We start from the raw sequence: 25,754 nt of genomic DNA, 5'->3' as shown, positions 1-25,754 counted from the left end.
CCGGCGCGCGGCAGGGGAGGCCGCTGCGTGTCGTAGCGCCGCAGCGCGGGCTTGCCAGCATCGGGCCGATGTTGCGGGCGTAGCTGGCGGTCATGCCCGCACGCCTGGTGTGGCCTCGACCTGTTTTTGCTCGTTTTGACGGGCAACGGGCGCAAGGGTTGTCCCAGCATGCATCGTCGTGCCCGCTGCATTTGTCTCCGCAACGATCATGCTTGCATGCTGCGCGACATTGCCCGCGATCGCCTCACCCCCGTCCAGCGCTGGCACGCTCTGCACCGTGATCGCCCGCTCGCCGTTGTTGCGGTAGCGGCCGAGCGCCTCCACTTGGGCCGGGAAGATGCGCGCGAGCTTGGCTAACGCGCGCGAGGCGCTGTCCTGGCTGGCGAGGTCGCCGGCGCAGGCGAGGTGATGAGCGCATCGCATAGCGGTGACGTGAACGCACACCATCTGTGCCGCCAGCATGGCCTCGATGGAATCGCGCGGCGCGATGCTCTTCATCATCGAGATCATGAAGGCGAGGTTGGCTTCATCGGGCCTTTGCCCGATCGCGCTGGCCTTCACCAACTGCTTTAGGATGCCATGCAGCGCGTCGCGGTCGACGGCGCCGAGTGCGTCGGCCAGCAGCCGTTCGCCGGCTTGCGGGTCGGGATGGTCGATCGCAATTCGCCGCTTGTAGAGCTTGATGCGCGGGCTCGTGGCGGGGGCGCTGCGGTCGTTTGTCGCAATCGGCGAGATACCCCGGCGTTTCGGAGATGTCGTCATGTCGATGTTCCTGTGCAGTTGCAGGCGCAGGCGTGGGCTCGCGGCGCGAGGCCGCTCGCTCGCTGCGCGCGGATGCGATTTTTGAGATGTCGATGAGTGGCTTACGCGCAATCGCGCCGAAGCAGCCCTGGCCAGGCTGGCGTGAACATTCACGATTGTTGCGATGATGCCATCCTGCCGGTGTTTTGCCCGACGAGTCAAATGACTTTACGGGTGTGCAAGTCCTTGTTCTCTCAAGCGTCGGCTACTTTACATGGGGTTGTTTTCGCGTTTTTTGTTTGGGAGGCTGCCGCTTGCCATCAAGTCTGACGGACACCGCTACGAGCGCGAGCGCGACGTCACAGCCACAGGATTTGCTTGCGATAGCCGAGATCGTTCAGCAGCGGCGCCGCCGGTCCCTGGTGGAACACGGCGCCGCGCTCAAGCGCAAAGACGCGGTCGGCGAGCGCGAGCACGAGGTCGAGATTGTGCTCGACGATGACGATCGACATGTGGCGGCGAAGCTGGTCGAACACCTTGAAGAGTTCGAGCGTCACGGCCGGTGCGAGGCCTTCGAAGGGCTCGTCGAGCAGCAGGAGGCGCACATTGCCCGACATCGCGCGGGCGACCGCGACCATCTGTTGCTCGCCGCCGGAGAGATAGTCAGCTGCGATGGTCATGCGCTCCTTCAGGCGCGGGAAGTAGTGCAGGATCTGCTCCTCGTCCCAGACAACGCCGTCGCTGCTGTCGGTCTTGCGCGCCAGGCGCCCGAGCGCGAGGTTTTCGCGCACCGTCATGCCGGCGAACAGCCCGCGGCCCTGCGGCACGTAGCCGACACCGCGCCGCGCGATGTCGGGGGCAGGGAGACGTGCGATGTCGGTGCCGCGGTAATCGATGGTTCCTGAGGCCGCCGGCACGAGGCCGGCGATGGTCTTGAGCATTGTCGATTTGCCGGCGCCGTTGCGCCCGAGCAGCGCGACGATCTCGCCTTCGCGCACGTCGAGCGCGGCGTCGTTGAGGATGTGGCTCTTGCCGTAGAACGTGTTGACCTGGTCGAGACGCAGTACGGTCTCGCGTTCGCCGGACGCATCATTGCTGCGCCGGTGCTTGACGGCGGGAATGCCCTTGCCGGTGTAGATCTCCTGCACGCGCAGATCGGCCCGCACCGCCCCAGGGCAGTCGGACATCAGCACCTCGCCCTGGTTCATCACGGTGACGACCTGCGAGAAGCCGAGCACGCGGTCGATGTCGCGCTCGACGATCAGCACGGGAATGTTGGCCGCGATGTTCTTGACGAGGTTGGAGACGCGCTCGCGCTCGGCTGCGGCAAGCCCTGCGAGCGGTTCGTCGAGCAGCAGCACCTGCGGCTTGGAGCCGAGCGCGATGCCGAGATCGACCAGTCGCTGCCCGCCATAGGAGAGCTCGCCGCCCTCGAGCGCCTCGATGCCTTCGAGGCCGAGGAATTTGACCAGCGCGGCGGTCTCGGCGTGGATCTCCTCGTATGCGTCGATGTCGTTCCAGATGTTGAAGCGCATCGGTCGCCGCGCCTGCAGCGACAGGCGCAAATTCTCGTAGATCGTGAGCCCGCGAAACAGATTGGTGATCTGGAAGGAGCGCGCCAGCCCCTGGTGGCAGATCAGATTCGCCGGCACGCCGGCAATGTTGCGTCCCTGGACGCGGATCGTGCCGCCGTCCGGCGCGTAGAGGCCGGAGACCAGGTTGAATAGCGTGGTTTTGCCGGCGCCGTTCGGCCCGATGAGCGCGTGGATCTCGCCAGCGGCGACGGTGATGCTGGCATTCTCGACCGCGCGGATGCCGCCGAACTTCCGGGAGACGCCGTTGACCTCGAGCACGGTGCCTTGACGTGCTTCAGGCCGCAGGAAGTCGGGCAGCGGCAGGCCGTCATAGATCTTGCGGCGGCTCATGGCAGCCGTTTCTTCGGCGGGAGGGCGGAGACGGCGCATGATCAGCGAACCGATGCCGACAAGGCCGCCGGGCGAATACATCACGAAGGCCACGAAGGTGAGGCCGAACCAGAACAGCCAGTCCGACGTCCAGATCGAGAACAGTTCTCGGAACAGGATGAAGAACAGCGCCCCGAGCGCAGGGCCGAGCAGGCTGCGCATGCCGCCGATGACCACCATCGCCAGCAGCTCGCCGGCGAACGGCACCGAGACGGCTTCGGCCGAGACGAGATAGTTCAGGAACGCGATCAGCGCGCCGGCAAGGCCCGTGACGACGGCGGAGATCACGAACACCGCGAGCTTGTAGCGCTCGACGGGATAGCCCTGAAAGCTCGCGCGTAGCTGGTTCTCGCGGATCGCGACCAGCACGTGCCCGAAGGGCGAGCGCACGAGGCGCATCAGCACATAGAGCACCGCGAGCCCGATCGCCGCGACCACCACGTAGTAGTTGAGTGCGCTGTCGAGGCTGATCGGTCCGATGTTGCCGCGCTTCAGCCCGCCGAGCCCGTCCTCGCCGCCGGTGAGGCTCGTCCAGCGGAAAGCGGTGGTGTAGACGAGCGCGGCGAGAGCCAGCGTCAGCAGCGAGAAGTACACGCCGCGCCGGCGCAGGATCAGCATGCCGATCACGGTCGATGCGATCGCGACGACGACCATCGATCCGAGCAGCGGCAGCCAGATCTCTCCGGGGAAGAATCGCAGCTGGATCAGGCCGGCAGCGTAGGCGCCGATGCCGAACCAGGCGCTGTGGCCGAACGAGACGAGGCCGGTATAGCCGATGCAAAGGTTGAGCCCCATCGTCGCGACCGCAAGACCGACGATCCAGGTGCCGGTGTTGAGCGACAGGCCGAACGCTTTCAGCAGGAAGGGGAGCGCGATGATCGCGACGGTCGCGATCAGCAGCGGCTTCAGTCGGTCGATGGCGGAAGCGCTTCTCATTCGAACTTCTCGATGCGTTCGCCGAGCAGGCCGCGCGGGCGCACCAGCAGCACCAGGAACATCAGGATGTAGATCGAGGCTTCACCCGCTGCCGGCTCGAAATGGATGGCGATGCCGCGCACGACGCCGACGAGGAGGGCGGCGATGACGACGCCCCAGAAGCTGCCGAGGCCGCCGATCACGACGACGACGAAAGCCACCGTCATGATCTCGGCGCCCATCGCCGGATGCACGGTGGTGATCGGCGCGAAGAAGGCGCCGCCGAGCGCGGCCATGCCGACGCCCAGCATCACGATCGCGGTCATGTAGGGCTGCAGGCGGATGCCGAGGGCGGCGACCATGTCGGGCCGCTGGATGCCGGCGCGCACCACGCGTCCGAACGAGGTCTTTTGCAGCAAGAGCCAGATTCCGAGCAGCACCAGAAGGCGATAGCGCGAGAACAGGAAGTCGCCGACGATGACCGAGCCGCGAAAGCTCTGCGGGATCTCGGTTGAGACGGGCGCGGCGCCCCAGATCATGCGGATCGCCTGTTCTGCGACCATCGCAAGTCCGAAGGTCACGAGCAGGCTCAGGATCGGGTCGGCGGTGTAGAAGCGGCGCAGGATGAAGCGCTCGAAGAGGATGCCGAGCAGGGCGACCGCGAACGGCGAGATCGCAACGGAGGCGCCGAAGCCGAGCCGCGTCGTCAGCTCGACGCAGACATAGGCGCCGAGCGCGTAGAAGGCGCCGTGCGCGAGGTTGACGATGCCGCCGACGGAGAAGATCAGCGACAGCCCGAGCGCGATGAGCAGGTAGTAGCCTCCGAGCACGAGGCCATTCACCACCTGTTCCAGCAAGAACTCGAGCTGCATGTCGCGTCCATCGCCTTGAAAAGAACGGCGCCGGCAGGGCCGGCGCCGTTGACGCCAATCGGCCTCGCTGCGCGTACGCCGCGGGTCAGGCCTTCATCTCGCAGGGATTCTGTTCCCTCGTCGGATAGATCGACTCCAGCGGATCGTTCGCCGCCGGCACAACATCGCCCAGCACCAGCATGTCCCACTGGTCCTTCATCTGGTCCTTCGGCTTCACCGTGAACGGATAGGCCTCCTGCACCAGCTGATGATCCCAGGAGCGGAAATAGGCCTTGCGCGCCTTGCCGATGTCGAACTGGGTCTGCTTATCGAAATAGGCGATCAGCTCATTGCTATCGGTCGACTTGGTCGTGTTGATCGCCTCCGCGAGCAGCTTCAGCGTGATGTAGTCGATCCAGGCATGGTTCTCCGGCGGCTTGGCGTGCTTCTTCGTGAAGGCGGCGACGAAAGCCTGCGACGTCGGATTGTTCAGCGTGTGATACCAGACCGTCGGCCAGGTGCCGCTGAGATTGCCCGCGCCCGCGGCCCAGGCATCGCCGGTGTTGAGGTTGAAGCCGACCAGCGGGTAGGGGAAGCCGAACTCGGCATATTGCTTGACGAGATTGGTCACCTGGTTGCCGGCGAGGTTGCAGCAGACCACATCGGGCTTGGCCTGCCGAACTTTAAGCAGATACGGGCTGAAATCGGTGACGTCGGTCGCGATCAATTCGTCGCCGATGAGATTAGCATCGTGCGCGCCGAAGAACGCTTTGGCGGCCTTCAGCAGATCATGGCCGAAGATGTAGTCGGCGGTGAGCGTGAAGAACTTCTTGCCCTTCACCATGCCCTTCTGCGACAGCGCGGTGCCGACCGCGTTGACCATCACGGTGTTCGGGATGTCGCAGTGGAACGAGTATTTGTTGCAGTTCTTGCCGCGCAGCGCGTCCGAGCGCGCGCCGGTGGAGAAGAAGACCTTCTTGTTGCGCTCGGCGACCTGCATGATGGTGAGCGCGGACGCCGACGAGATTTCGCCGAGCAGCACCACAGCGCCGTCCTGCTCCAGCATGCGCTGCGCTTTTGTCGCCGCTGTCGCCGGGTTGATCGAGTCTTCGGAGAGCAGGTCGATCTGCTTGCCGAGGATACCGCCGGACTGGTTGATCTCTTCCGCTGCGAGCCTCGCGCCCAACTGGGCATAGCTGCCGATCACGCCGAGAAAACCCGTGAGCGGTGTCAGATGCCCGATCCGGATCTTCTCGGCTTGCGCCCTCACGATTGCCGGAAACCCAAGTGCGGACACGCCAGCGAAGGCTGCGCCTGTCCGTAACAACGTCCGTCGGCTGGTGCGGATCATCCCTGTTTCCTCCCCGGGGCGCATCGTGTGGCTCCCTTCAAAACCGGGTATCCGGTATTGTGAGAGGCGTTTTTCTAATGCTGGAGGATAATCCCGAACGCCATCGCCGGTGTCAACCGGCAAAATCGCCGCTTGCGCGCGGTTCAGGTTTTTTGCGTGAGCGCCTTTTGCGCCGTGCCTTTGGCGCCGAATTCAGCCGACAGACGGTCGGCTGCGGCCTGCACGACCTGGGCGCTCGCGTGCAGCGCCTGGTTGGAGAGGCGCCAGATCGGCCCGGAAATGCCGAGGGCACCGATCACTTGCCCGGTGAAATCGGTCACGGGTACGGCGACGCAGCGCACTTCCGGATTGAACTCGCCGTCATCGAAGGCAACACCGGTGCGCTGCACCTCGGCGATCTCGCGCGTGAGCACGCCGGCGTCGGTGATGGATTTTGGCGTCGCTGGCTTCAGTTCCGCGCGATCGAGGAACCGCTTGAGCTGTTCGGGCCGCAGCGATGCCAGAATGATCTTGCCGAGCGCGGTGCAATGGGCGGGGCGCACCACACCGACGCGGTCGGTCAGCTGGAACGCACCGGGGCCGCTGGTGCGCGCGATGACGATCACGGCATCGCCCATGCGCACCGCAAAATGGCTGCTTTCGCTGGTCTGGCGCGACAGCTCCTCCAGCACTGGCGTCGCGACATTGACCATCTCGATCTCGTCGAGCGCGGATGCCGCAAGCGCAAACAAGGGACGGCCGATGCGATAGCGCTTGTTGTCCTTCTCCTGCCGGAGGTAGCCGAGCGAGACCAGCGTCTTTGCGAGATGAAAGGTGGTCGAGTTGTGAAGGCCGACCAGCTTGCTCAGTTCTGCAAGCCCGATGCCTTCGCGATGACGCGCCACCTCTTCGAGGATCGAGAAGGCGCGGCCGAGTGACTGAACGCCGCCGCCGCGCTGCTTGTCGTCGGCTTCATCGTCACCATCGGCTCTGGGGGCAGGGACCAGTTTGGCAATCGCGGCCTTGCGCGGGCCTGCTGGCTTTTCACCGGTCGTCGGCTTGGTACGCGATCTCAAGGACAAGGCCCCCTCTGGCAAATCCGTCGTGACTCGATGCATCGACAGTAGCACGCAACCACGCGACCGTCGGAGCTCAGCCCGCGTTTCCTCAAGTTAGCAACCTATCACAATATAAATTGACGTACAGCATTATGAGAATATAGGGTGCCCGCGGCTCAGCGACGACCGCGCCATGTTCTCTGCCGCGGTCCACAAGAAGTTGCGGGCCGCAGGGAGACGGTTGATGTCGCGAAACATGCTCAATGGCGCCCAGGTCATTGTCGATTATCTGATCCAGGAGAAGGTGCCGCAGGTGTTCGGGCTCTGCGGCCACGGCAACATCCAGTTCATCGACGCGCTGTACGAGCGTTCCCAGGAGATCAAGACGATCTCCGTGCATCACGAGAGCGTCGCGGGCTTTATGGCCGACGTCTATTACCGCGTCTCGGGCAAGCCGACGGCGACCTTCACCTCCTGCGGACCGGGCTCGGCGAACTTGCCGATCTCGCTCGCCAACGCCTTCCTCGATTCCGTACCGTTCATGGCGATCACCGGCAATGTGCCGACCAGTCAGTTCAATCGCGGCGCGTTCCAGGAGATGTACCGGCACTATCAGGCCGACTTTCCATCAACCGTGCGGACCATGTGCAAGAAGGTGTTTCAGCCGACGCGCGGCGAGATGGTGCCGCTCGCGGTACGCCAGGCCTGGAAGACCATGATCACGGGCCGGCCCGGTCCGGTAGTGGTCGACGTGCCCTTCGACGTCTTCATGGAAACGGCGGCCGAAGAGGCGCCGAGGGCGACCGAGTGGAATGCCAACATATCGAGCCGCTGCGGCGCAGATCCTGATGGCGTCGAGAAGGCTGTCGACATGCTGCTCTCGGCGGAGCGGCCGGTGATGCTGGTCGGGCAGGGCGTTCGCTACGGCGGCGCGGCGGACGAATTGCGCAAGCTTGCCGAGCGGCTTCAGATCCCGGTTGCGGCGTCCGCGAGCGGGCTCGGCGCACTCGACGTCAATCATCCACTCGCACTCGGCCTCGTTGCGCGCGCCGGGCACTACCAGGCCAATCACGCCGCGCGCCAGGCCGACGTGCTGCTCGCGCTCGGCGTCCGCTTCGACGACCGTACCTCGAGCTCTTGGATTCCCGGCTACTCCTTCACGATCCCGCCGACAAAGCTGATCCATGTCGACATCGATCCCGAGGAGATCGGCCGCAACTATCCCGTCGCGCTCGGGCTGATGGCCGACGTTCGCACCTTCCTGCGCCAGGTGCATGCGGAGCTCGATCGCCGAGACAACCTCTTCAAGAAGTCCGATGCCCGCAAGAAGTGGCTGGCGCAGATCGACGGCTATCGCAAGGAGTGGGACAAGTTCGTCGCGCCCGGCTTCTCCGACGACACCACGCCGATCAATCCACAGCGCGCGGCGGCCGAGATCGACAAGGCGCTGCCGGAGGACGCCATCATCGTCTCCGACATCGGCGTGCATCACAACTGGCTTTTGGGTTTTTGCAAGCCGAAGCGGCCGGACTCGCTGATCGGCTCGATGGGTTTTGGTCCGATGGGCTTTGGCGTGGCAGGCGTGATGGGCGCGAAGTTCGCGGCCCCCGATCGCCCTTGCGTGTCGGTGTGCGGCGACGGCGCCTTCTTCATGCATGCCAATGTGCTGGGCACGGCGGTCGAGTACAATCTGCCCGTGGTGTGGGTGGTCTGGAACAATTACGCCTATGCCTCGATCCGCGGGCTTCAGCGCGGCTATCTCGGCGGGCGCGAACTTGCGACCGACTTCAAGCATCCGGAGACGGGCGAGCGCTACAATCCGGATTTCGCCGCGATGGCGCGATCCTGCGGCGTGGAAGGCGTGCGGGTCAATCGCGCCGGCGATCTCGGCGAGGCGATCCGCAAGGGCATCGCCGCCAACAGACCCTATCTGATCGACGTCGATATCGCTGCCGACGTCAATCCCGCCGGTGCGGGCGTCTGGGAATTGCCGGGCCTTGGTCAGAGCAAGGCCGGCATCGGCACGCGCTTCCAGCCGGGCTGAGCGCAGCCCACAAAATCACCAATCAAGGCAATATCGGGGAGATCGGAATGACGCTCGCAGGCAAAAAGGTCGTCGTGGTCGGCGGCTCCTCAGGCATCGGACTTGCCACGGCAGAGCTTGCGAAGAGCCAGGGCGCGGATGTCATCATCGCCTCGCGCAACGCCGCGAAGCTCGACCCCGTCGCCGAGCGTCTGAAGGTCACGGCTATTCCCACCGATGTCCGCAGCGACCAGAGCGTCGCGGATCTGTTCCGCGGCACCGGTCCTGTCGATCATGTCGTGCTAACCGCTGCGCAGCTTCGTACCGGGCCGTTCAAAACGGTTGCGATGGAGGACGTGCGCGGCACCATGGAAGGCAAGTTCTGGGGTGCCTGGCGCGTCGCGCGCGAGGCCGAGATCTGTCCGGGCGGCTCGCTGACGCTCGTCACCGGCTTTCTCAGCATCCGGCCGCGGCCGAATTCGGCGATCGTGAGTGCGGCGAACGGGGCGCTGGAATCGCTGGCCCGCGCGCTCGCGCTCGAGCTTGCGCCGGTACGCGTGAATGCGGTGTCGCCCGGCGTGATCGATACGCCGATCCGGGCGGCGATGCCGGAAGCGGCGCGGAAGGAGATGCTGGCGAAGACAGCGGCCGCGCTGCCGGTCGGCCGTGTCGGCATGGCCGACGACATCGCCCGGCAGATCCTCAGCTTCATGGCGAACGGCTTTGCCACGGGCTCGATCGTCTATGTCGACGGCGGCGCGCTGGTGAACTAGAGCCATTTCCGTTCCGATGGAATCGGAACGGGGCTCTAGACTCTTATTCTGACGCGTTTTCTTGACGCGAACCGGTATCCACTTCGCTCGAAAACGCTCTAGGGAGCACGATCATGGTCGAGGAGAGCAACGGCGTCTTCATCCGCAACATCGCCGAGGTGCCCTGGCGCGAGTTTCCCAATCATTTCGGCGGCGCGCTGTCGAAGCCGCTGGTGATGCCGGAGACGGCGGGCTCGCGCCACATCGACTACCGGATCTCGATGTACCAGCCGATGGCCTTTGTCGCGCGGCATCACCACAAGGTGCAGGAGCAGGTCTATCACGTGCTCGACGGCGAAGGCCTGATGGAGATCGCCGGCAAGAGCCACGTGGTGCGCAAGCACGACGTGATCTTCTTGCCACCCGGCGTCGAGCACGCGATCTCGAATTCCGGCCTCACTGATCTCGTGTTCCTGGTGGTGACATCGCCGGTGACCGACGACGAGAAGCCGGTGTGACCGGTTAGCGCTCGCTCGATGCGATGCGGACGGCGCGGGCCTTTGCGCTTTTTCTTGCCGCGCGCTGCGATCATACTGCGCGTCTTGCCGCGGGCCGGAGCGCTTTTCCGGAGCGAGGATGCAAGCCGCTTGCGCGCGCGGTTGGCGGCCAATCGCTCCGCCAATTCCTCGGCCTTACGAATGATAGTGGTGATCGACGGCGGAGGTTCACCGGAACCCAGGCAACGTCCTTTGTCTTGGAGAGGCTGCCAATGCCCTCGCAAGGCGCTTCACGTGGCAGGTCGATCCGGATCGGGAGGGCCTCCGAGCGCTCGGTCCAGTCTTCGGCAATGGTGCCGGTGATGATGCGGACATAGTCGCGCGTCTCGCGCGGCAGCTCGCTCTCCTTGGCAAGCCACTTTTGGCCGTTCGATGGAGGCGCATTCCGCCCTAATCCTTCGGAAAATCCTTGCGCATCGCGATCTCGGCGGCATCGCCGGGCGAGAGCACGGTTTGGTCGAAGGCCGCTTGCGGCCTCGTCATGATGTCGTAGAGCGAGATGCCTTTGATGGGCTTGCCCATGAGCTCGCGGACGCAGTCGGCGAGCGTGCCGTTGTAGACGAGATAGGGCGGGCCTCTGTCCTTTTGCCTCTGGCCCTTTAGCGATGGCCACTTCTTCAGTTCGGCCGGCGCGTCATAGGCGATCGGCGATCCCTCTTTAAACATGCGCTTGGCCCCAAGGCGGCGTGACAAGGCGGCGTGAACAGCCGTAAATCCTGGGGCCTGCGGGTAAACGCCTGTTAAAGAATTAGTTAAAATCAGCCGGTAACGAAGGCGAGCAGGATGCCGTTGGCCTTGGCCGGGGGCGCGCAGATCGCGGACCCGCTGCGGACGCCGGTGGGGCCGAGCGCCTTCTCGGTGGCCGCCAGATCGCCGCTCACGAGCACCAGTGCCGCGCCACCGCGCTCGGACAGACCTGCGAGCGGCACACCGGGATAGCGTTTGCCGAGCTGGTCGAGTGTCAGGTAGACGAAGTCGGCACAATCGCCGCCGGAGGGCACGGTGACCGCGCCGTCGGCGTCGGTCTTCGGCTCGCGGTCGATCAGCCGGCCCAGATGCGCGGCTTCCTTCGTAGGCTCGGGCGTTGCGATCAGCGCCTGCTTGATCCGCTTCGCCGCATTGGCGTGCTTCATGAGCTCGGGAATCCAAACCGTTTCGCGCGTTTTGTGCTGGCAGGCGAAGATGCGTACGCCGCCTGGCGCCTCCGCGGTCGGCCACATGAAGGTGCGGAACTTTGCCGCCGAGACCGTGCCGTTTGGCAGCGTGACGGGCCGTTCGAAATCGGTCGGGCCGATCGGCGTGAGGCCCCGTGCACGGATCTCCTCAGCCCCGGCGGCGGAATCGACCGCGGTGAAGGCGATACGCTCGATGCCTTCGCCGCGCTTGTCGAGGAAGGCGCGCGCCGGCGCATTGTGCTCGGTCGGGGCGAGCACGCCGAGCAGCTCCATGTAGTCCGGGTCGAACATGATGGTGTAGTTGCCGGAGCCCATATGCGCGCTGTGGGTGCCGCGCGGCGAGATGGTGAAGCCGAGCTGCCGGTAGTTCTCGGCGGCCTTGTCGAGGTCCTGAACCATGACCACCGCGTGGTCGATACCGATGACGTTCTTGAGGGCCACTGTTCTTTCCCCGAATTCAAACTGACTGGACCGCGGCAGCGGCCGCTGGTCCTGTCTACGCCGGATAGGCGATCAAGTCATTTTCAAATCGGCGGGAAATGCGGAATTTCATTCCGCGAAACGCGGCGTCGACGCGTGATGGCGTCAGCGAGTCTGCTCGATATAGGCGGCGAGGATGGCGCGCTCCTCGCTGGTCATCTCCGTGATGTTGCCTGGCGGCATTGCGGCGGACCAGGCGGCGACGCGGCCGATCAGGCGGATGTTGCGATGGATATGCGCGGGAGCGTCGAGCAGGATGCCCTTCGGCGCAGCCACGATGCCGGCCCAGACCGGCTCGGCCGCGTGGCACATGCTGCAGCGGGACATCACGATCTCCTCGACATTGGCCAGCGTCGGCGGCGTCGACAGCGCGCTTGTCGTCACCTCGCGCGGGCCCGCCGCGGAGAGCAGGCAGATCACGATCGCTCCCACGGCAGCGACGCCCCACACCCACCATGGCGACTTGCGCCCGGCATGGCGCTCGTTGAAGAAATGGCGGATCACCGGCCCCATCGCCAGCACGATCGCGACGATGATCCAGTTAAAGCGGGTGGCGTAGAGCAGGGGATAGTGGTTGCTGATCATCAGCACGACCACGGGGAGTGTCAGGTAGTTGTTGTGGACCGAGCGCTCCTTGCTGGTCTTGCCGAGCTTCGGCTCGGGCGCCTGTCCCGCGATCAGGCTAGCTACGATCTTCTTCTGGTTCGGAATGATCACGGCAAAAACGTTGGCGACCATGATGGTGCCAATGATCGCCCCGATCTGGTTGAAGGCGCCGCGTCCGCTCAGCACATGGGTGAAGGCGTAGGTCAGCGCGACCAGGAACAGATAGCCGCCGATGGCAAAGGGCAGCTCGCGCTGTGCAAGCCCGGTGCGGCAGGCGGCCTCGTAGAGCAGCCATGCCAGCGCCAGGCTGCAGAAGCTGAACAGCCCGGCCTGGACCGGCGTCAGATCGAGGATCGACTTGTCGACCAGGAACAGATCGGCGTCGAGATAGTATACCACCACCATCAGCGCGAAGCCGGACAGCCAGGTGGTGTAGGCCTCCCATTTGAACCAGGTGAGCTCCTCCGGCATCTGGCTCGGCGCGACCAGATATTTCATGATCCGGTAGAAGCCGCCGCCATGGACCTGCCAGGCCTCGCCCTGCACGCCATCCGGCAGATCAGCTTTCGGTTGCAGGCTGAGATCGAGATGGATGAAGTAGAAGGAACTGCCGATCCAGGCGACCGCGGCCACCACATGCAGCCAGCGGAGCAGCAGGCTCGCCCATTCCGATATGATGGATCCCCACATGATCACTCCATCAATTGCGACACCAATGCCGCAGCTTTGATGACCGCAAGCGGCGGCCGAGCCCGTACAATGTGTCGCACCGATCAGCCGCATTTTCCAGTACGATGGGCCGCGCCCGATGCACATCGTGCGGGCATGAGCTGACGTGGGATTCGGCAGGCGTTTGGCTTGTCGCGGGACGTTTGCGGGGCGATCGGTGTTGACGAGCGACACGTGGAGGCCGGGAGGAAGGACGACGTGAAGAACAGGATTTTGTCCGTGACGATGGCCGCGGGATTGCTCGTCGCGGTTGCGACCTTTGCGCAGGCCGATCCGGTGCTGCAGGGCAAGGACGCCTACGGCAATTGGCAGTCCGACAAACCGGGCACGGTCAGGCTGATCCGGCCGCAGGATCTCGCCAGACCCAATGCCACGCCATCGGTCGCAAGATTCCCGCGTGTGGTGCCGCGTCCGCCGCAGGCCGCGCTTCAGGTGCCGGCAGGATTCAAGATCGAGCTGTTCGCGGAGGGCTTGCACGCGCCGCGCATCGTGAGGGTTGCGCCGAACGGCGATGTCTTCGTCGCGGAGACGCGGGCCGGCACCATCCGCGTGCTTCGCGCCGGCGAGGGCGGCAAAGTTGCGACCAACGAGGTGTTTGCCAGCGGCCTGAGGCAGCCGTTCGGCATCGCGTTCTTTCCGACCGGCGACAATCCACAATGGGTGTACGTCGCCAACACCGACAGCGTCGTCCGCTTTCCATATCAGGCCGGCGATCTGAAGGCGCGCGGCAAGGCCGAGACGATCGTGGCAAGCCTGCCGCATGACGGCGGCCATTCCACCCGCGACATCGTCTTCACGCCGGACAACAAGCGCATGCTGGTCTCGGTCGGCTCGCTGAGCAACGTCGCCGAAGGCATAGGCACGCCGCCGGGCGGACTGCAGGCCTGGTCAAAGAAGCAGCCGCTTGGCGCAGCCTGGGCCAGCGAGAGCGAGCGCGCCACCGTGCTGGCCTTCAACCCTGATGGCAAGGAGCGGAAGATCTATGCCACTGGCATCCGCAACTGCGTCGGCCTTGCGATCGAGCCGCAGACGGGCCTGCCATGGTGCTCGACCAACGAACGCGACGGCCTCGGCGACGATCTCGTGCCCGACTATGTGACGAGCGTGAAGGAAGGCGCGTTCTACGGCTGGCCGTGGTTCTATATCGGCGGCAACGAGGACCCGCGCCATGCCGGTGCCCGGCCGGATTTGAAGGACAAGGTGACGGTGCCGGACGTGCTGGTGCAGCCGCACTCGGCGTCGCTTGGAATGACCTTCCACCAGGGCACGCAGTTTCCGTCCGAGTATCAGGGCGATGCCTTCGCCGCCGAGCACGGCTCCTGGAACCGGTCGAAGCGCACCGGCTACAAGGTGATCCGCATCCGGATGAAGGACGGCAAGTCGACAGGCGAGTACGAAGATTTCGTCACGGGCTTCGTCGTGAGCGATGCGGAGGTGTGGGGGCGGCCGGTGGGCGTTGCCGTGGCAAAGGATGGATCGTTGCTGATCTCGGAAGACGGCAACGGCACGATCTGGCGGGTGACGAGCGTGCCGCGATGACGCTTCACCCTCTCCTGTGGGAGAGGGTGGCTTCGCGATAGCGAAGCTGGGTGAGGGGTCTCTCTCCGCGAATCCGCTTGCGGGTGAGTTCGTGGATGCAACCCCTCATCCGGCGCCATAGCCGAAGCTTCGCTTCGGCGTTCCTAAGAAGGGCGGCCGAAGGCCGCCTATGCCACCTTCTCCCACAAGGGGAGAAGGGAAAGCAGTGCGATCGCTCTTCTACCCCCGTCGCACGCTCGCGCCGCCATCCACCGGCAGCGTCACGCCCGTGATGAAATTCGCTTCATCCGAGGCCAGGAACAGGGCGGCATTCGCGACGTCCCATCCGGTGCCCATCTTCTTGCGCAGTGGCACCTTGCTGTCGCGTTCGGCTTCGACCTCGGCGCGGGTCTTGTGCCATTCGCGGGCGCGGGTGTCGACGGCCATCGGCGTGTTCATCAGGCCGGGCAGGATGACGTTGGCGCGGATGCCGTATTCGGCGTTCTGGTAGGCGAGTTGTTCGGTGAAGGCGATCATCGCCGACTTCGTCGCCTTGTAGGCGACGTAGGGATAGGTGGTGATCGCGGCCATCGAGGAGATGTTGATGATGGCGCCGCTTTTCTGCGCGCGCATGATCGGGATCACCTCTTTCGCCGCCATGATGCAGCTCTTCAAATTGATCGCGACGACGCGGTCGAACGCCTCTTCAGTCAGCTGCAGCAACTCGGCGTCGCCGCCGGACAGGCTGACACCGACATTGTTGTGCAGCACGTCGATCCGGCCCCAGCGCGCCTTGGCATCCGCCACCATCGCCTTGATGTCGGCTGAACTTGTCACGTCGGCCTTGAAGGCTACGGCGGTGCCTTGCTTCGCGGCGATCAACGCGACGGTCTCCTGCGCCGAGTCCAGATGATGGTCCACGCACAGCACCTTCGCGCCCTCGCGCGCGAATGTGAGTGCCGTGGCGCGGCCGTTACCCATTCCTTCGCCAGGGCTCTGGCCGGCGCCGACGACGATCGCAACCTTGTCCTTCAAGCGCATGTCAGTTCACTCCCGGGATCGGGTACTGCTGAAGTACCTCTTTGTAATAGGGCTCGTTGTCGATCTTCATGGTGGCGAGCACGCGCACCACGCCGCAATAGAAGGCAATGGTCAGGACGAGGTCGACCATGTGTTCGTCGGACAAATGTGTCCTGATCTCGGCAAAGGTCGCATCCGACATCGCAAGCTCGCGGACCATCTCGCGGGCGCCCTTCAGGATCGCCCTGGCCAGTGGCTCGAGCTTCGACGGCTCGCCCTCGGTCTCAGCCATCAGGCCCGCAATGTCCTCGTCGGTGACACCAAACTCCTTGCCGATCTTCACATGATGGGTGAACTCGTATTCCGACTTCTCCATCCAGCCGACCTGGAGGATCGCAAGCTCCCGCAGGCGCGGGTCGAGCTTGCTCTTGAAGCGGATGTAGCCGCCGATGCCGTTGAAGGCGCGCGCCATATCCGGTGAGTTGATCAGGAGCTTGTGCAGGTTGGTGTTGCGCTTGAGCATGTCGCGATATTCGGGCGCGACCTGGTCGGCCTCGAGATAGGGCAGGCGGGCCATCCCCGTGTTTCCTTCTGCTAATGTTCTTGTGACTCGCGTTCGGGCGCCTGCAGCGTCACGCCGCCGTCGACCACCAGCACCTGCCCGGTGATGTAGCGCGCGAAATTGCTGAGCAGGAATTTGACGGCATGGCCGACGTCCCAGCCGGTGCCTTCTGTCTTCAGCAGCGAAGCCTTGGCGCGGTTGGCGCGCGCCTGTTCGCTCATGCCGCGAGCATAGACCATCGGTGTGTACATCGGTCCGGGGCAGATGCAGTTGACGCGGATGTTGTCGCGGCCGTGATCGACCGCCATCGCGCGCGTGAGGCCTATGATCGCGGCCTTCGAGGTCGAATACGTCGTCAGCCCCCGCGGCCGCAGCGCCGAGATCGAGGAGATGTTGACGATCGCGCCGCCCCTGGCGGTCTTGATCATGGCGGGGATCGCGTGCTTCGACAGCAGGAACATGGTCTCGACATTGACCTGCATGACGCGGCGATATTGCTCGGGTGCCTCGTCGACCACGCTGCCGCGGCTGCCGATGCCGACATTGTTGTCGAGGAAGTCGAGCCGGCCCCAGCGGTCGAGCGCCGCCTCGACCAACGTCTTGCAGTCAGCTTCGCTGGTGACGTCACCGCCGTGGGCAGCGGCCGTGCCACCTTCGGCGACGATCATCTCCATCGTGCGTTCGGCGAGCTTGAGGTCACGATCGGCCACCAGCACCTTGGCGCCGGCACGGGCCAGCAGGATTGCTGCGGCGCGGCCGTTGCCGATCCCGTCGCCCGCAGCGCCGCCGCCACTGATCAGCGCAACCTTGCCGGCGAGGCCGGCATCGTCCTCAGGGCCCTGCATGTCGTTTCCATCCCGCTGTTTTTTGTTGACGATAGCAACGTGGGACGCGGGTGAGAAGGCCGGTCGCTCCGCGCTCATGTCATTGACATCGCATGGAATTGCATGCCGCCGCGCGAGATTGCGCAGGGGCCGACTGAGCGTTCGAAGGAACCGAACACACACGATCGCGTTTGTTGCGGAGCCTTTCCCGCGTTAGGCTCTGTCCCGGGGACTCCCAACCAGCAGTGGCTTGCCGATGAATCTGCTTGATCCACAAGGGCCCGTGGCTGCGGCCAACAGCACCATTTTGGTCGATTCCGTCTTCATCATGCTCACGATCGTGGTGCCGACCATCATCGCGATCCTGGCGTTCGCCTTCTGGTTTCGCGCATCGAATCCGCGAGCGCATTACCAGCCTGGATTCGTCTATTCCGGCCGGGTCGAAATGGTGGTGTGGGCGATCCCGGCGCTCACCGTCATTCTGCTGGGCGGCGTTGCCTGGATCGGCTCGCATCAGCTCGACCCTGCCGCGCCCGTGCCTGGCACCGGAAGCCCGGTGAGGATTCAGGCCGTCTCGCTCGACTGGAAGTGGCTCTTCATCTATCCGGACCAGCGCATCGCCACGGTTAACACGCTGACGGTGCCGGCCGGCGCCGAGCTGAACTTCCAACTGACGTCGTCGAGCGTGATGAACGTGTTCTTCATCCCGCAGCTCGGCAGCATGATCTACACCATGAACGGCATGGTGACGCGGCTGAACCTGCGCGCCGACAATGAGGGCAAGCTGCAAGGCCTGTCGGCGCATTTCTCCGGCGACGGCTTTCCCGAGATGATGTTCGACGTCAACGTGATCTCGCCGCTCGCCTTTCCGGACTGGGTTGCGACCACCGCCAAGTCGGATGCCGTGCTGAACGAGGACAGCTACAAGAAGCTGATGCAGCAGGGCGTCGAGAGGGGCAGGCCGATCTACCGCCTCGAAGATCCCCGGCTGTTCGACCTGATCGCGACCCAGCACATTCCGCCAGGACCCGGGCCGGAGCTGATCTCCGATGCCGGCCGGCCGCACAGTGGAGGCCATGATGCTCGGTAAGCTCGATTGGTCGGCCATTCCGTTCGATCAGCCCATTCCGCTCATTGCCGGCGCGGTGGTGCTGGTCGGAATCCTCGCCGTGCTGATCTGGGTCGTGGTCAAGGGCCATCTGCCCTATCTCTGGCACGAATGGATCACCAGCGTCGACCACAAGCGGATCGGCGTCATGTACATCCTGCTTGCCTCGGTGATGCTGCTGCGCGGCGGCAGCGACGCCATCATGATGCGGATCCAGCAGGCCATTGCGTACCAGTCGCAGGGCTATCTGCCGCCGGAGCATTACAACCAGATATTCTCGGCCCACGGCACCATCATGATTTTCTTCGTGGCGATGCCGTTCGTCATCGGGCTGATGAACCTCGTCGTGCCGCTGCAGCTCGGCGTGCGGGACGTCGCCTTTCCGACGCTCAATTCGGTGGGCTTCTGGCTCACCTCAACCGGCGCGCTGCTGGTCAATGTATCGCTCGTGGTCGGCGAATTCGCGCGCACCGGCTGGCTCGCCTTTCCGCCGCTGTCGGGGCTGACGTACTCGCCCGGCGTCGGCGTCGACTACTATGCCTGGTCGCTTCAGATTTCCGGTGTCGGCACGCTGGTGGCCGGCATCAACCTGGTGACTACGGTGCTGAAGCTACGCACCAAGGGCATGAACTATTTGCGCATGCCGATGTTCTGTTGGACCACACTTGCCTCGAACCTCCTCATCGTCGCGGCGTTCCCGATTCTCACGGCCACGCTCGCGATGCTGCTGCTCGACCGCTATCTCGGCTTCCACTTCTTCACCAACGAGGCCGGCGGCAATGTCATGATGTTCATGAACCTGATCTGGGCCTGGGGACATCCGGAGGTCTACATCCTCGTGCTGCCGGCCTTCGGCATCTACTCCGAGGTGGTATCGACGTTCTCCGGCAAGCCGCTGTTCGGCTATCGCTCCATGGTGCTCGCAACCATGGCGATCTGCGTGATCTCCTTCATGGTCTGGCTGCATCACTTCTTCACGATGGGGGCGGGCCCTGACGTCAACGCCATCTTCGGCATCGCCAGCATGATCATCGCGGTGCCCACGGGCGTGAAGATCTACAACTGGCTGTTCACGATGTATGGCGGCCGGATCCGCTTTGCGACGCCGATGCTATGGTCGGTCGGATTCATGGTGACGTTCATCATCGGTGGCCTGACCGGCGTGCTCGTCGCAGTGCCGCCGGCGGACTTCATGCTCCACAACAGCATGTTCCTGGTCGCGCATTTCCACAACGTCATCATCGGTGGTGTGCTGTTCGGCGCCTTCGCCGGTTTCGAATACTGGTTTCCGAAAGCGTTTGGATTCCGCCTCGACGAACGCTGGGGCAAGGTGGCGTTCTGGTTCACTTTCATCGGCTTCTACGTCACCTTCATGCCGCTCTATGTCGTGGGCATGCTCGGCATGACCCGGCGCCTGCAGCACTATGACGTCGCTGCCTGGCGGCCGTGGATGATGGTTGCAGCGATCGGAATGCTGCTGCTGTCGATCGGCGTCCTCGCGCAGGTCATGCAGCTCGTGGTCAGCATCCGCAACCGCGAGGCGTTGCGCGACCGCACAGGCGATCCCTGGGACGGCCGCTCGCTGGAATGGGCGACATCGTCGCCGCCACCGGTGTTCAATTTCGCGTTCCCCCCCGACGTGCGCGGCGAGGATGCCTATTGGGCACTGAAGTGGCACGCCAAGGTGCAGCAGCTCGAGGATCATCCCGGGCCCGAATACCAGGACATCGAGATGCCCAGGAACTCGCCGACCGGATTCGTCTGCGCGTTCTTCGCCACCGTCATGGGCTTTGCGCTGATCTGGCACATCTGGTGGATGGTGATCCTTGGTGGCCTTGGCGCGTTCGCGACCTTCGTCGTGTTCGCCTGGCGCGACCATGACGAATACGTCATCCCGGCCGCCGAGGTCGAACGGATCGATCGCATCAACATCGAGGAGCGTCGCAGCCTCGTCAGCATGGCGGGGGCAGCTTGATGTCGATGACCGCAACCGTCGGCCACGCGCATGCCGATCCTCATCACATCGGCATCGTTGTCGAGCATCCCGGCCCGGCGTCGAAGCGCATCGTGACCGCCTATGGCTTCTGGGTGTTCCTGCTCTCCGACATCGTGATGTTCTCCTGCTTCTTCGCTGCTTATGCGGTGCTGGTTCACCAGACCGCGGATGGCCCCAAAGGCTCGGAGATCTTTGAGCAGAGGAACGTGGCGATCGAGACGGTTTGCCTGCTGCTGTCGAGCTTCACTTGCGGTATGGCGAGTATCGCCGCCGACGTGCGCAACCGTCTCTGGTTCTATCTCGGCATGGCCGTGACTTGCGTGCTGGGGCTGATATTCCTCACCATCGAATTCCGCGAATTCGCCGATCTCGTGTCCCGCGGCTATGGTCCCTCGCGTAGCGCCTTCCTGACCTCGTTCTTCTCGCTGGTCGGTTGCCACGGGCTGCACGTCTCGGCCGGCGTGCTGTGGCTGCTCACCATGATGGCTCAGGTCTTCGCAAAAGGCTTTCGCGCCGACATCCTGCGCCGGATGATGTGCTTTGCGCTGTTCTGGCACGCGCTCGACATCATCTGGGTCGCGATCTTCTCCGTCGTCTACCTGCTTGGGAGTGGCGTATGAGCGATCAGACACACATGCCCGTCGGACATGACCTCGCACCGGGCGAGGAAGAGCAACACAGCGTCGGCGAGCGGGTGATCGGCTACGTCGTCGGGCTCGTGCTCGCGCTGCTGCTCACGGCAACCTCGTTCTTCATCGCCGGAACCGATCTGGTCTGGCAGCCCTCCATTCCAGTCGCGCTGATCGTGCTTGCGATCGCGCAAATGGGCGTGCATCTGGTGTTCTTCCTGCACATCACCACAGGACCGGACAACACCAACAACGTGCTGGCGCTCGCCTTCGGGCTTCTGATCGTCTTCCTGGTGGTCGGCGGTACCGTCTGGATCATGGGGCATCTCAACCAGAACATGCCGCCGATGGATCAGTTCATTCAGATGCACAGTTAGCGCTGCACGAAAAGAAGAGCCGCTTGTGGTGACAAGCGGCCCAAGTCTAGGGAGGAAACGCCCGAGGAAAGACAATCGGCCGAAGCCGGATTGCCGCCAAGGAGGCGATAGCGCGAGGCACTACCGCACGTTGATAAAAATGCCTCAACTCAAGGTCGAGTTCAATCCCGGATGAATACTGTCTCCGGCCACAACTCACGCCTGCGTGAACGACTTGTTCACTTTGGCCGGCGGCAATTATACGCCTTGCGGAAGCCGGCGGCCTGCGCGTCGTCCTCCGAGCAGAACCAGCGGTCCGGCTTGGTCGTCGCGGGATAGCTCGGACAGCCCCGCAGATGATAGATGCCGATATTGCCGGTGACGCGCGCGCGCACGGCGAGCTTGCCCTTGATGCTGCAGCTCGGCGGCATCGCCAGGTCTTCCGGGAACAGCACCGCGCGGATTTCCTTGTCGCGGTCCGGGCGGCAGGCGGCGCCCAGCAGTGCACCATCCTTCTTGCCCGTGCGGAATTCTTGCGGCGCAACAAAGCAGCCTTTCCAAATGCCGGCCGAGGCGGCCTTGGCTTCGGCCGCGGCCGGCTTGACGTTCGCCTTGATCGGCTCGCGCGCGACGGCAAAGCCGAGCCTGACCAGCTGTTCGTTCAAGCTGGCTTTGTCACCTTCGGCCGTGCAGATCGCACGGTGGCGCTTGCCGAAATTCTTCTCGGGGCCGACATCGTCACAGCGCACCGGGCGCTTGTTGATCAGCTTCGCCAGCTGGTCGCGGGCCTCGATGCCGCAGGTCCAGGGATCGGCGTGCTCGTCGATGCAGACCTGGTCCAGCTCGGGCGCGTCGACGCCGTCCAACCGGTAGGTCACATCGCCGAGCTGGATCGAATTGGCGTCCCGGACGGTCGCAGCGGCGGTCAGCGCGGAGGCGCCGCTGGAGCTGCCCAGAGATCCAGACAGAGCGAGAAATAAAACGAGCGCAAACGCGCGGGCGGCGGCAAATGAATTCTCGAGGGGCATAACTTCTCGCTATCGATTGCTCTTGCGCCTCGTTCCTAGCATCCGGAGATCGCGATACCAATGGTCTGCGCTGTGCGAAGTGCGACATTCGTGCGCCAGCCTTTACTCACCGGCCAGTCTGACCCTATCGTTCGGCGCTATCGACAAGGCCGCAAAGGCCGAATCGCCCGTGAAGCGGCGAGGGCGGGAGGACAGTGCTTCGATGAAAGACCCCGTGGACGTCCTGATCATCGGCGCCGGCGCTTCAGGCGCGGCGGTCGCGTGGTCGCTGGCCGAGACCAAGATGCACATTCTCTGCCTGGAGCAGGGCGGCTGGATGAACCCGGCGGAATACCCGAGCACGGGCCGGGACTGGGAGGCCAAGTTCTACGGCGAGTGGTCGTCGAGCCCCAACGTCCGCGGCCGGCCCGAGGACTATCCGATCAACGACGACAATTCGCCGATCAAGGTCGTCAACTACAATGCGGTCGGCGGCTCGACGGTGATGTACACCGCGCACTGGCCGCGGCTGCATCCCTCCGATTTCAAGGTGAAGACGCTCGACGGCGTCGCCGATGACTGGCCGATCGACTATGACGCGCTGACGCCGTTCTTCGAAGAGAACGACCGGATGATGGGCACGTCCGGCCTCTCGGGCGATCCGGTCTCGCCGCTGACGCATCCGCCGATGCCGCAACAGCCGCTTGGATTGTCCGGCGCGATCCTCGGCAAGGCCATGAACAAGCTCGGCTGGCACTGGTGGCCGTCGGACACGACAGTCGCGACGATGGACTATGAGGGTCGGGCGCGCTGCATCAATCTAGGCCATTGCACACCGGCCTGCGCGCAGGGCGCAAAGTCCTCGACCGACATCACCTATTGGCCGCACGCGGTCCGCGCCGGCGTCGAGCTGCGCACCCATTGCCGGGTGCGCGAGATCACGACCGACGAGAACGGCATGGCCTCGGGCGTCGTCTACTACGACAAGGATGGCATTGAGCAGTTCCAGCCGGCGCATGTCGTCATCATCGCCTGCAATGGCGTCGGCACGCCGCGGCTGCTGCTGAACTCGGCCTCCGCGCGCTTCCCGAATGGTCTTGCCAATTCGTCCGGTCTCGTTGGCAAGAACCTGATGTTCCATCCCTATGCGCAGATCTACGGCTACGTGAAGGAGCCGACCGATAGCAACCGGGCGCCGCCGACCTGCCTGTGGAGCAAGGAGTGGTATGACACGGACCTCTCGCGCGGCTTCGTGCGCGGCTACGGCGTCCAGTTCGTGCGCGGGGCAGGGCCGGTGTTCGAGGCTGTCGTCAGCGAGCAGAAGGGGATTCTGCCGTGGGGAGAGGATCATCACCGCGTCTTCCGCAAGCTCAATGGTCATCGGCTTGGGTTTTCGGCGATCTGCGAGGACCTGCCGGAAGAGCACAATTGCGTCACGCTTGATCCTGTCCTGAAGGACAATCATGGCATTCCCGCGCCGAAGATCAACTACACCATCAGCGAGAACAGCCAGAAGATGATGGACCATGCGCTCGCCCGCGGCCGCGAGGTTCTCGAAACGGCCGGCGCCACCGACATCTGCATCAACTCTCCGATCCCGTGGGGCGGCTGGCATTTGCTCGGTACCGCGCGGATGGGCACCGACCCCAAGAGATCCGTCGTCAACGAATGGGGCCGCACGCACGACGTGAAGAATCTCTTCATCGTCGACGGAAGCGTCTTCGTCACCTCGGGCGGGGTCAATCCGACCTCCACCATTCAGGCCATCGCGCTCTACGTCGCCGACCAGATGAAGCAGCGTCTCGCCAACTTGTTCGACTGAGGCCGTCATGTCTGCAGACAATCAACTGACACGCACGCAGCGCGACGACCTCCGCACCGTCGCCGCGATGATCGTTCCCGCCAGTGACGAGTACAAGGTGCCCGGCGCCGACGATCCCGCGATCCAGGCCGACATGCTCGCGACTCTCGGCCGCGATACGAAATTGGTGGCGGCGGCGCTGGACCATCTGGCGCGGCTGGCAGGTCAACCGCTCGCGGAGCTCGATGCCGCGAAGCGCGATGCGGTGGCGCAGGAGTTTCGCAGCTCCGGCGGAACGGCCGCGGCAACCCTCGTCCGCGTCGTGCTGCAATGCTACTACCGCGACGACCAGGTGCTGCGTTCGCTCGGGCTCGAGCTGCGGGCGCCGTTCCCCAAGGGCTATGTGCTCCCGGATGGCGACTGGTCGCTGCTCGATCCGGTCAGGGCAAGAGGGGGCGCGCTGCGGCGGGCGCCGTAGCAGTCAGCCTTGGCAGTCCGACCCTGGCAGACCGACCCTGGCAGCCCAGCCTTCCGACCCAGGCAGGCCACTTGCGCTGGAGGGAACAGGCCACCATCTGTGTGAGCCTCAAGGACTCCTGCCATGTTGGATTTTACCTCAGATATCGTCGATGACGCAGCGTCATCGCGGACGCCGGCGTCTGCCCCGGTCGATGACCGGGCTCTGCTGGACGCCTATTCCAATGCCGTGATCGACGTGACCGACCGCGTCGGCCCCGCGGTCGTGCGCGTCGAGACCGGGCCAAAGGTCCCGAACGGCCGCGAGCGCGGCGGGCTCGGTTCCGGCATTGTGATCTCGCCGGATGGGCTCGTTCTCACCAATAGCCACGTGGTCGGCTCCTCCAGGGAGATCCGGCTGCGGGACGTCGAGGGCCATGTCGGCGACGCCCAGGTGCTCGGCGTCGACCCCGACACCGACCTCGCGCTGCTGCGCGCCAACGGCGTGCGCGACCTGCCCTATGCCGCGCTCGGCAATTCCAAGACGTTGCGGCGCGGCCAGCTCGTGATCGCGATCGGCAATCCGCTCGGCTTCGAATCGACCGTGACCGCCGGCGTGGTCTCGGCGCTCGGGCGCTCGATCCGCTCGGTGAGCGGACGCACCATCGAGGACGTGATCCAGACCGATGCCGCGCTCAATCCCGGCAATTCCGGCGGGCCGCTGGTGTCGTCGAGTGCCGAGGTGATCGGCATCAACACCGCCATCATCAATGGCGCGCAAGGCATCTGTTTCGCGGTCGCCAGCAATACCGCGCAATTCGTGCTGTCGGAGATCATCCGCCACGGCTATGTCCGCCGGGCCTATATCGGCGTCGCCGGACAGACCGCGCCGATCCCGCGGCGGCATGCGGTGCTGGCCGGCGTCGAGAACAAGATGGGCGCGCTGCTGATGCAGATCGAGCCCGACGGCCCCGCCGCGAAGGCCGGCCTCTTGCCCGGCGACGTCGTGATCAAGCTCGACGGCGTCGAGATCAACGGCGTCGACGACCTGATCCGCGTGCTCGACCGCGACCGGATCGGCCGGCGGCTCGCCATGGACGTGCTGCGGCTCGGCCGCCTGCGGGCGATCGATATCGACCCGATCGAGCGCAAGAAGGCACGCTAGGTGGTGTGGACTCTAAGGATTCCCATTTAAGTGCAAATCAGATTCAAGGCTTCTTTTGGGGAGGTCGCCTTGGGTGTGATGGATCGTTTGGTTTTGAGCGACGCGGCCTGGGAGCGAATGGCGCCCTTGAT

At 64.4% G+C, this 25,754-nt stretch carries 23 protein-coding genes; 11 read left to right on the top strand and 12 right to left on the bottom strand.

Annotation, left to right across the window (positions count from 1 at the left end):
* Nucleotides 1-90: 90 nt before the first annotated feature.
* The 5 genes from AC630_RS00120 to AC630_RS00100 form a co-directional block, all read right to left on the bottom strand.
* The gene (locus tag AC630_RS00120; RefSeq protein ID WP_245330200.1) at nt 91-762 is read right to left on the bottom strand and encodes a hypothetical protein; all 672 of its coding nucleotides are present in this window, start codon (nt 760-762) and stop codon (nt 91-93) included.
* 338 nt (nt 763-1,100) lie between these two features.
* On the bottom strand, nt 1,101-3,641 hold the full coding sequence (locus AC630_RS00115) for a branched-chain amino acid ABC transporter ATP-binding protein/permease (protein WP_074116491.1): 2,541 nt from the start codon (nt 3,639-3,641) through the stop codon (nt 1,101-1,103).
* On the bottom strand, nt 3,638-4,492 hold the full coding sequence (locus AC630_RS00110; RefSeq protein ID WP_074116490.1) for a branched-chain amino acid ABC transporter permease: 855 nt from the start codon (nt 4,490-4,492) through the stop codon (nt 3,638-3,640). Before AC630_RS00110 ends, AC630_RS00115 begins: the two co-directional genes overlap by 4 nt.
* An 85-nt stretch (nt 4,493-4,577) precedes the next feature.
* Complete coding sequence (locus tag AC630_RS00105) at nt 4,578-5,822, bottom strand: ABC transporter substrate-binding protein (RefSeq protein WP_074116489.1); 1,245 nt, start codon at nt 5,820-5,822, stop codon at nt 4,578-4,580.
* Between the two features lie 143 nt (nt 5,823-5,965).
* A complete protein-coding gene (locus AC630_RS00100; protein ID WP_074116498.1) occupies nt 5,966-6,877 on the bottom strand; it encodes an IclR family transcriptional regulator in 912 nt (303 codons plus the stop codon).
* Between the two features lie 226 nt (nt 6,878-7,103).
* Here AC630_RS00100 and AC630_RS00095 point away from each other — a divergent pair, with 226 nt between their 5' ends.
* From AC630_RS00095 to AC630_RS00085, 3 genes are all read left to right on the top strand, one after another.
* Nucleotides 7,104-8,903 carry a thiamine pyrophosphate-binding protein gene (locus AC630_RS00095; protein ID WP_074116488.1) on the top strand — a complete coding sequence of 600 codons (1,800 nt, stop codon included), beginning with the start codon at nt 7,104-7,106 and terminating at the stop codon, nt 8,901-8,903.
* 47 nt (nt 8,904-8,950) lie between these two features.
* Nucleotides 8,951-9,655: an SDR family oxidoreductase gene (locus AC630_RS00090; protein ID WP_074116487.1), complete on the top strand. Its 705-nt coding sequence runs from the start codon at nt 8,951-8,953 to the stop codon at nt 9,653-9,655.
* Nucleotides 9,656-9,768: 113 nt separating this feature from the next.
* Nucleotides 9,769-10,152, top strand: coding sequence for a cupin domain-containing protein (locus AC630_RS00085; protein ID WP_074116486.1), 384 nt, complete (start codon nt 9,769-9,771; stop codon nt 10,150-10,152).
* Between the two features lie 429 nt (nt 10,153-10,581).
* Here the strand turns inward: AC630_RS00085 and AC630_RS00075 are convergent, their stop codons facing one another.
* The 3 genes from AC630_RS00075 to AC630_RS00065 all read right to left on the bottom strand — a co-directional run bounded on the left by AC630_RS00075 (nt 10,582) and on the right by AC630_RS00065 (nt 13,142).
* Nucleotides 10,582-10,857, bottom strand: a complete 276-nt coding sequence (locus tag AC630_RS00075; protein ID WP_074116497.1) for a hypothetical protein — start codon at nt 10,855-10,857, stop codon at nt 10,582-10,584.
* A gap of 92 nt (nt 10,858-10,949) precedes the next feature.
* Nucleotides 10,950-11,807 carry a VOC family protein gene (locus AC630_RS00070; RefSeq protein ID WP_074116485.1) on the bottom strand — a complete coding sequence of 286 codons (858 nt, stop codon included), beginning with the start codon at nt 11,805-11,807 and terminating at the stop codon, nt 10,950-10,952.
* 144 nt (nt 11,808-11,951) lie between these two features.
* Nucleotides 11,952-13,142, bottom strand: a complete 1,191-nt coding sequence (locus tag AC630_RS00065; RefSeq protein ID WP_074116496.1) for a urate hydroxylase PuuD — start codon at nt 13,140-13,142, stop codon at nt 11,952-11,954.
* Between the two features lie 237 nt (nt 13,143-13,379).
* On the opposite strand from AC630_RS00065, the gene AC630_RS00060 reads away from it, so the two are divergent.
* Nucleotides 13,380-14,720 carry a PQQ-dependent sugar dehydrogenase gene (locus tag AC630_RS00060; protein WP_074116495.1) on the top strand — a complete coding sequence of 447 codons (1,341 nt, stop codon included), beginning with the start codon at nt 13,380-13,382 and terminating at the stop codon, nt 14,718-14,720.
* A gap of 219 nt (nt 14,721-14,939) precedes the next feature.
* Here AC630_RS00060 and AC630_RS00055 read toward each other — a convergent pair whose 3' ends face one another.
* The 3 genes from AC630_RS00055 to AC630_RS00045 are packed head-to-tail and all read right to left on the bottom strand — an operon-like array spanning nt 14,940 to nt 17,126.
* Nucleotides 14,940-15,740 carry an SDR family NAD(P)-dependent oxidoreductase gene (locus AC630_RS00055; protein ID WP_074116484.1) on the bottom strand — a complete coding sequence of 267 codons (801 nt, stop codon included), beginning with the start codon at nt 15,738-15,740 and terminating at the stop codon, nt 14,940-14,942.
* Nucleotide 15,741: 1 nt separating this feature from the next.
* Complete coding sequence (locus AC630_RS00050; protein WP_074116483.1) at nt 15,742-16,296, bottom strand: carboxymuconolactone decarboxylase family protein; 555 nt, start codon at nt 16,294-16,296, stop codon at nt 15,742-15,744.
* 17 nt (nt 16,297-16,313) lie between these two features.
* Nucleotides 16,314-17,126 (bottom strand): SDR family NAD(P)-dependent oxidoreductase, encoded by an 813-nt coding sequence (locus tag AC630_RS00045; protein ID WP_074116494.1) that lies wholly within the window; start codon nt 17,124-17,126, stop codon nt 16,314-16,316.
* 262 nt (nt 17,127-17,388) lie between these two features.
* Here AC630_RS00045 and AC630_RS00040 point away from each other — a divergent pair, with 262 nt between their 5' ends.
* From AC630_RS00040 to cyoD, 4 genes are read left to right on the top strand one after another with little or no spacing between them, the layout of a single operon-like run.
* The gene (locus AC630_RS00040; protein ID WP_245330199.1) at nt 17,389-18,195 is read left to right on the top strand and encodes a cytochrome ubiquinol oxidase subunit II family protein; all 807 of its coding nucleotides are present in this window, start codon (nt 17,389-17,391) and stop codon (nt 18,193-18,195) included.
* The gene (gene cyoB / locus AC630_RS00035) at nt 18,185-20,188 is read left to right on the top strand and encodes a cytochrome o ubiquinol oxidase subunit I (RefSeq protein ID WP_074116493.1); all 2,004 of its coding nucleotides are present in this window, start codon (nt 18,185-18,187) and stop codon (nt 20,186-20,188) included. Before AC630_RS00040 ends, cyoB begins: the two co-directional genes overlap by 11 nt.
* A complete protein-coding gene (locus tag AC630_RS00030; protein ID WP_074116481.1) occupies nt 20,188-20,829 on the top strand; it encodes a cytochrome (ubi)quinol oxidase subunit III in 642 nt (213 codons plus the stop codon). The genes cyoB and AC630_RS00030 overlap by 1 nt, the downstream gene beginning before the upstream one ends.
* Nucleotides 20,826-21,215: a cytochrome o ubiquinol oxidase subunit IV gene (cyoD, locus tag AC630_RS00025; protein ID WP_074116480.1), complete on the top strand. Its 390-nt coding sequence runs from the start codon at nt 20,826-20,828 to the stop codon at nt 21,213-21,215. The genes AC630_RS00030 and cyoD overlap by 4 nt, the downstream gene beginning before the upstream one ends.
* Nucleotides 21,216-21,433: 218 nt before the next feature.
* Here cyoD and AC630_RS00020 read toward each other — a convergent pair whose 3' ends face one another.
* A complete protein-coding gene (locus tag AC630_RS00020; protein WP_074116479.1) occupies nt 21,434-22,222 on the bottom strand; it encodes a thermonuclease family protein in 789 nt (262 codons plus the stop codon).
* A 202-nt stretch (nt 22,223-22,424) separates the two neighbouring features.
* On the opposite strand from AC630_RS00020, the gene AC630_RS00015 reads away from it, so the two are divergent.
* From AC630_RS00015 to AC630_RS00005, 3 genes are all read left to right on the top strand, one after another.
* Nucleotides 22,425-24,023: a GMC family oxidoreductase gene (locus AC630_RS00015; RefSeq protein ID WP_074116492.1), complete on the top strand. Its 1,599-nt coding sequence runs from the start codon at nt 22,425-22,427 to the stop codon at nt 24,021-24,023.
* 7 nt (nt 24,024-24,030) lie between these two features.
* The gene (locus tag AC630_RS00010) at nt 24,031-24,480 is read left to right on the top strand and encodes a hypothetical protein (protein WP_074116478.1); all 450 of its coding nucleotides are present in this window, start codon (nt 24,031-24,033) and stop codon (nt 24,478-24,480) included.
* A 123-nt stretch (nt 24,481-24,603) separates the two neighbouring features.
* Complete coding sequence (locus AC630_RS00005) at nt 24,604-25,623, top strand: S1C family serine protease (protein WP_074116477.1); 1,020 nt, start codon at nt 24,604-24,606, stop codon at nt 25,621-25,623.
* Nucleotides 25,624-25,754: the final 131 nt, after the last annotated feature.

This window comes from Bradyrhizobium sp. AS23.2 (genome assembly GCF_001908185.1).
Classification (GTDB): Bacteria; Pseudomonadota; Alphaproteobacteria; order Rhizobiales; family Xanthobacteraceae; genus Bradyrhizobium.
This window is presented reverse-complemented; position numbering and strand designations above follow the sequence as displayed.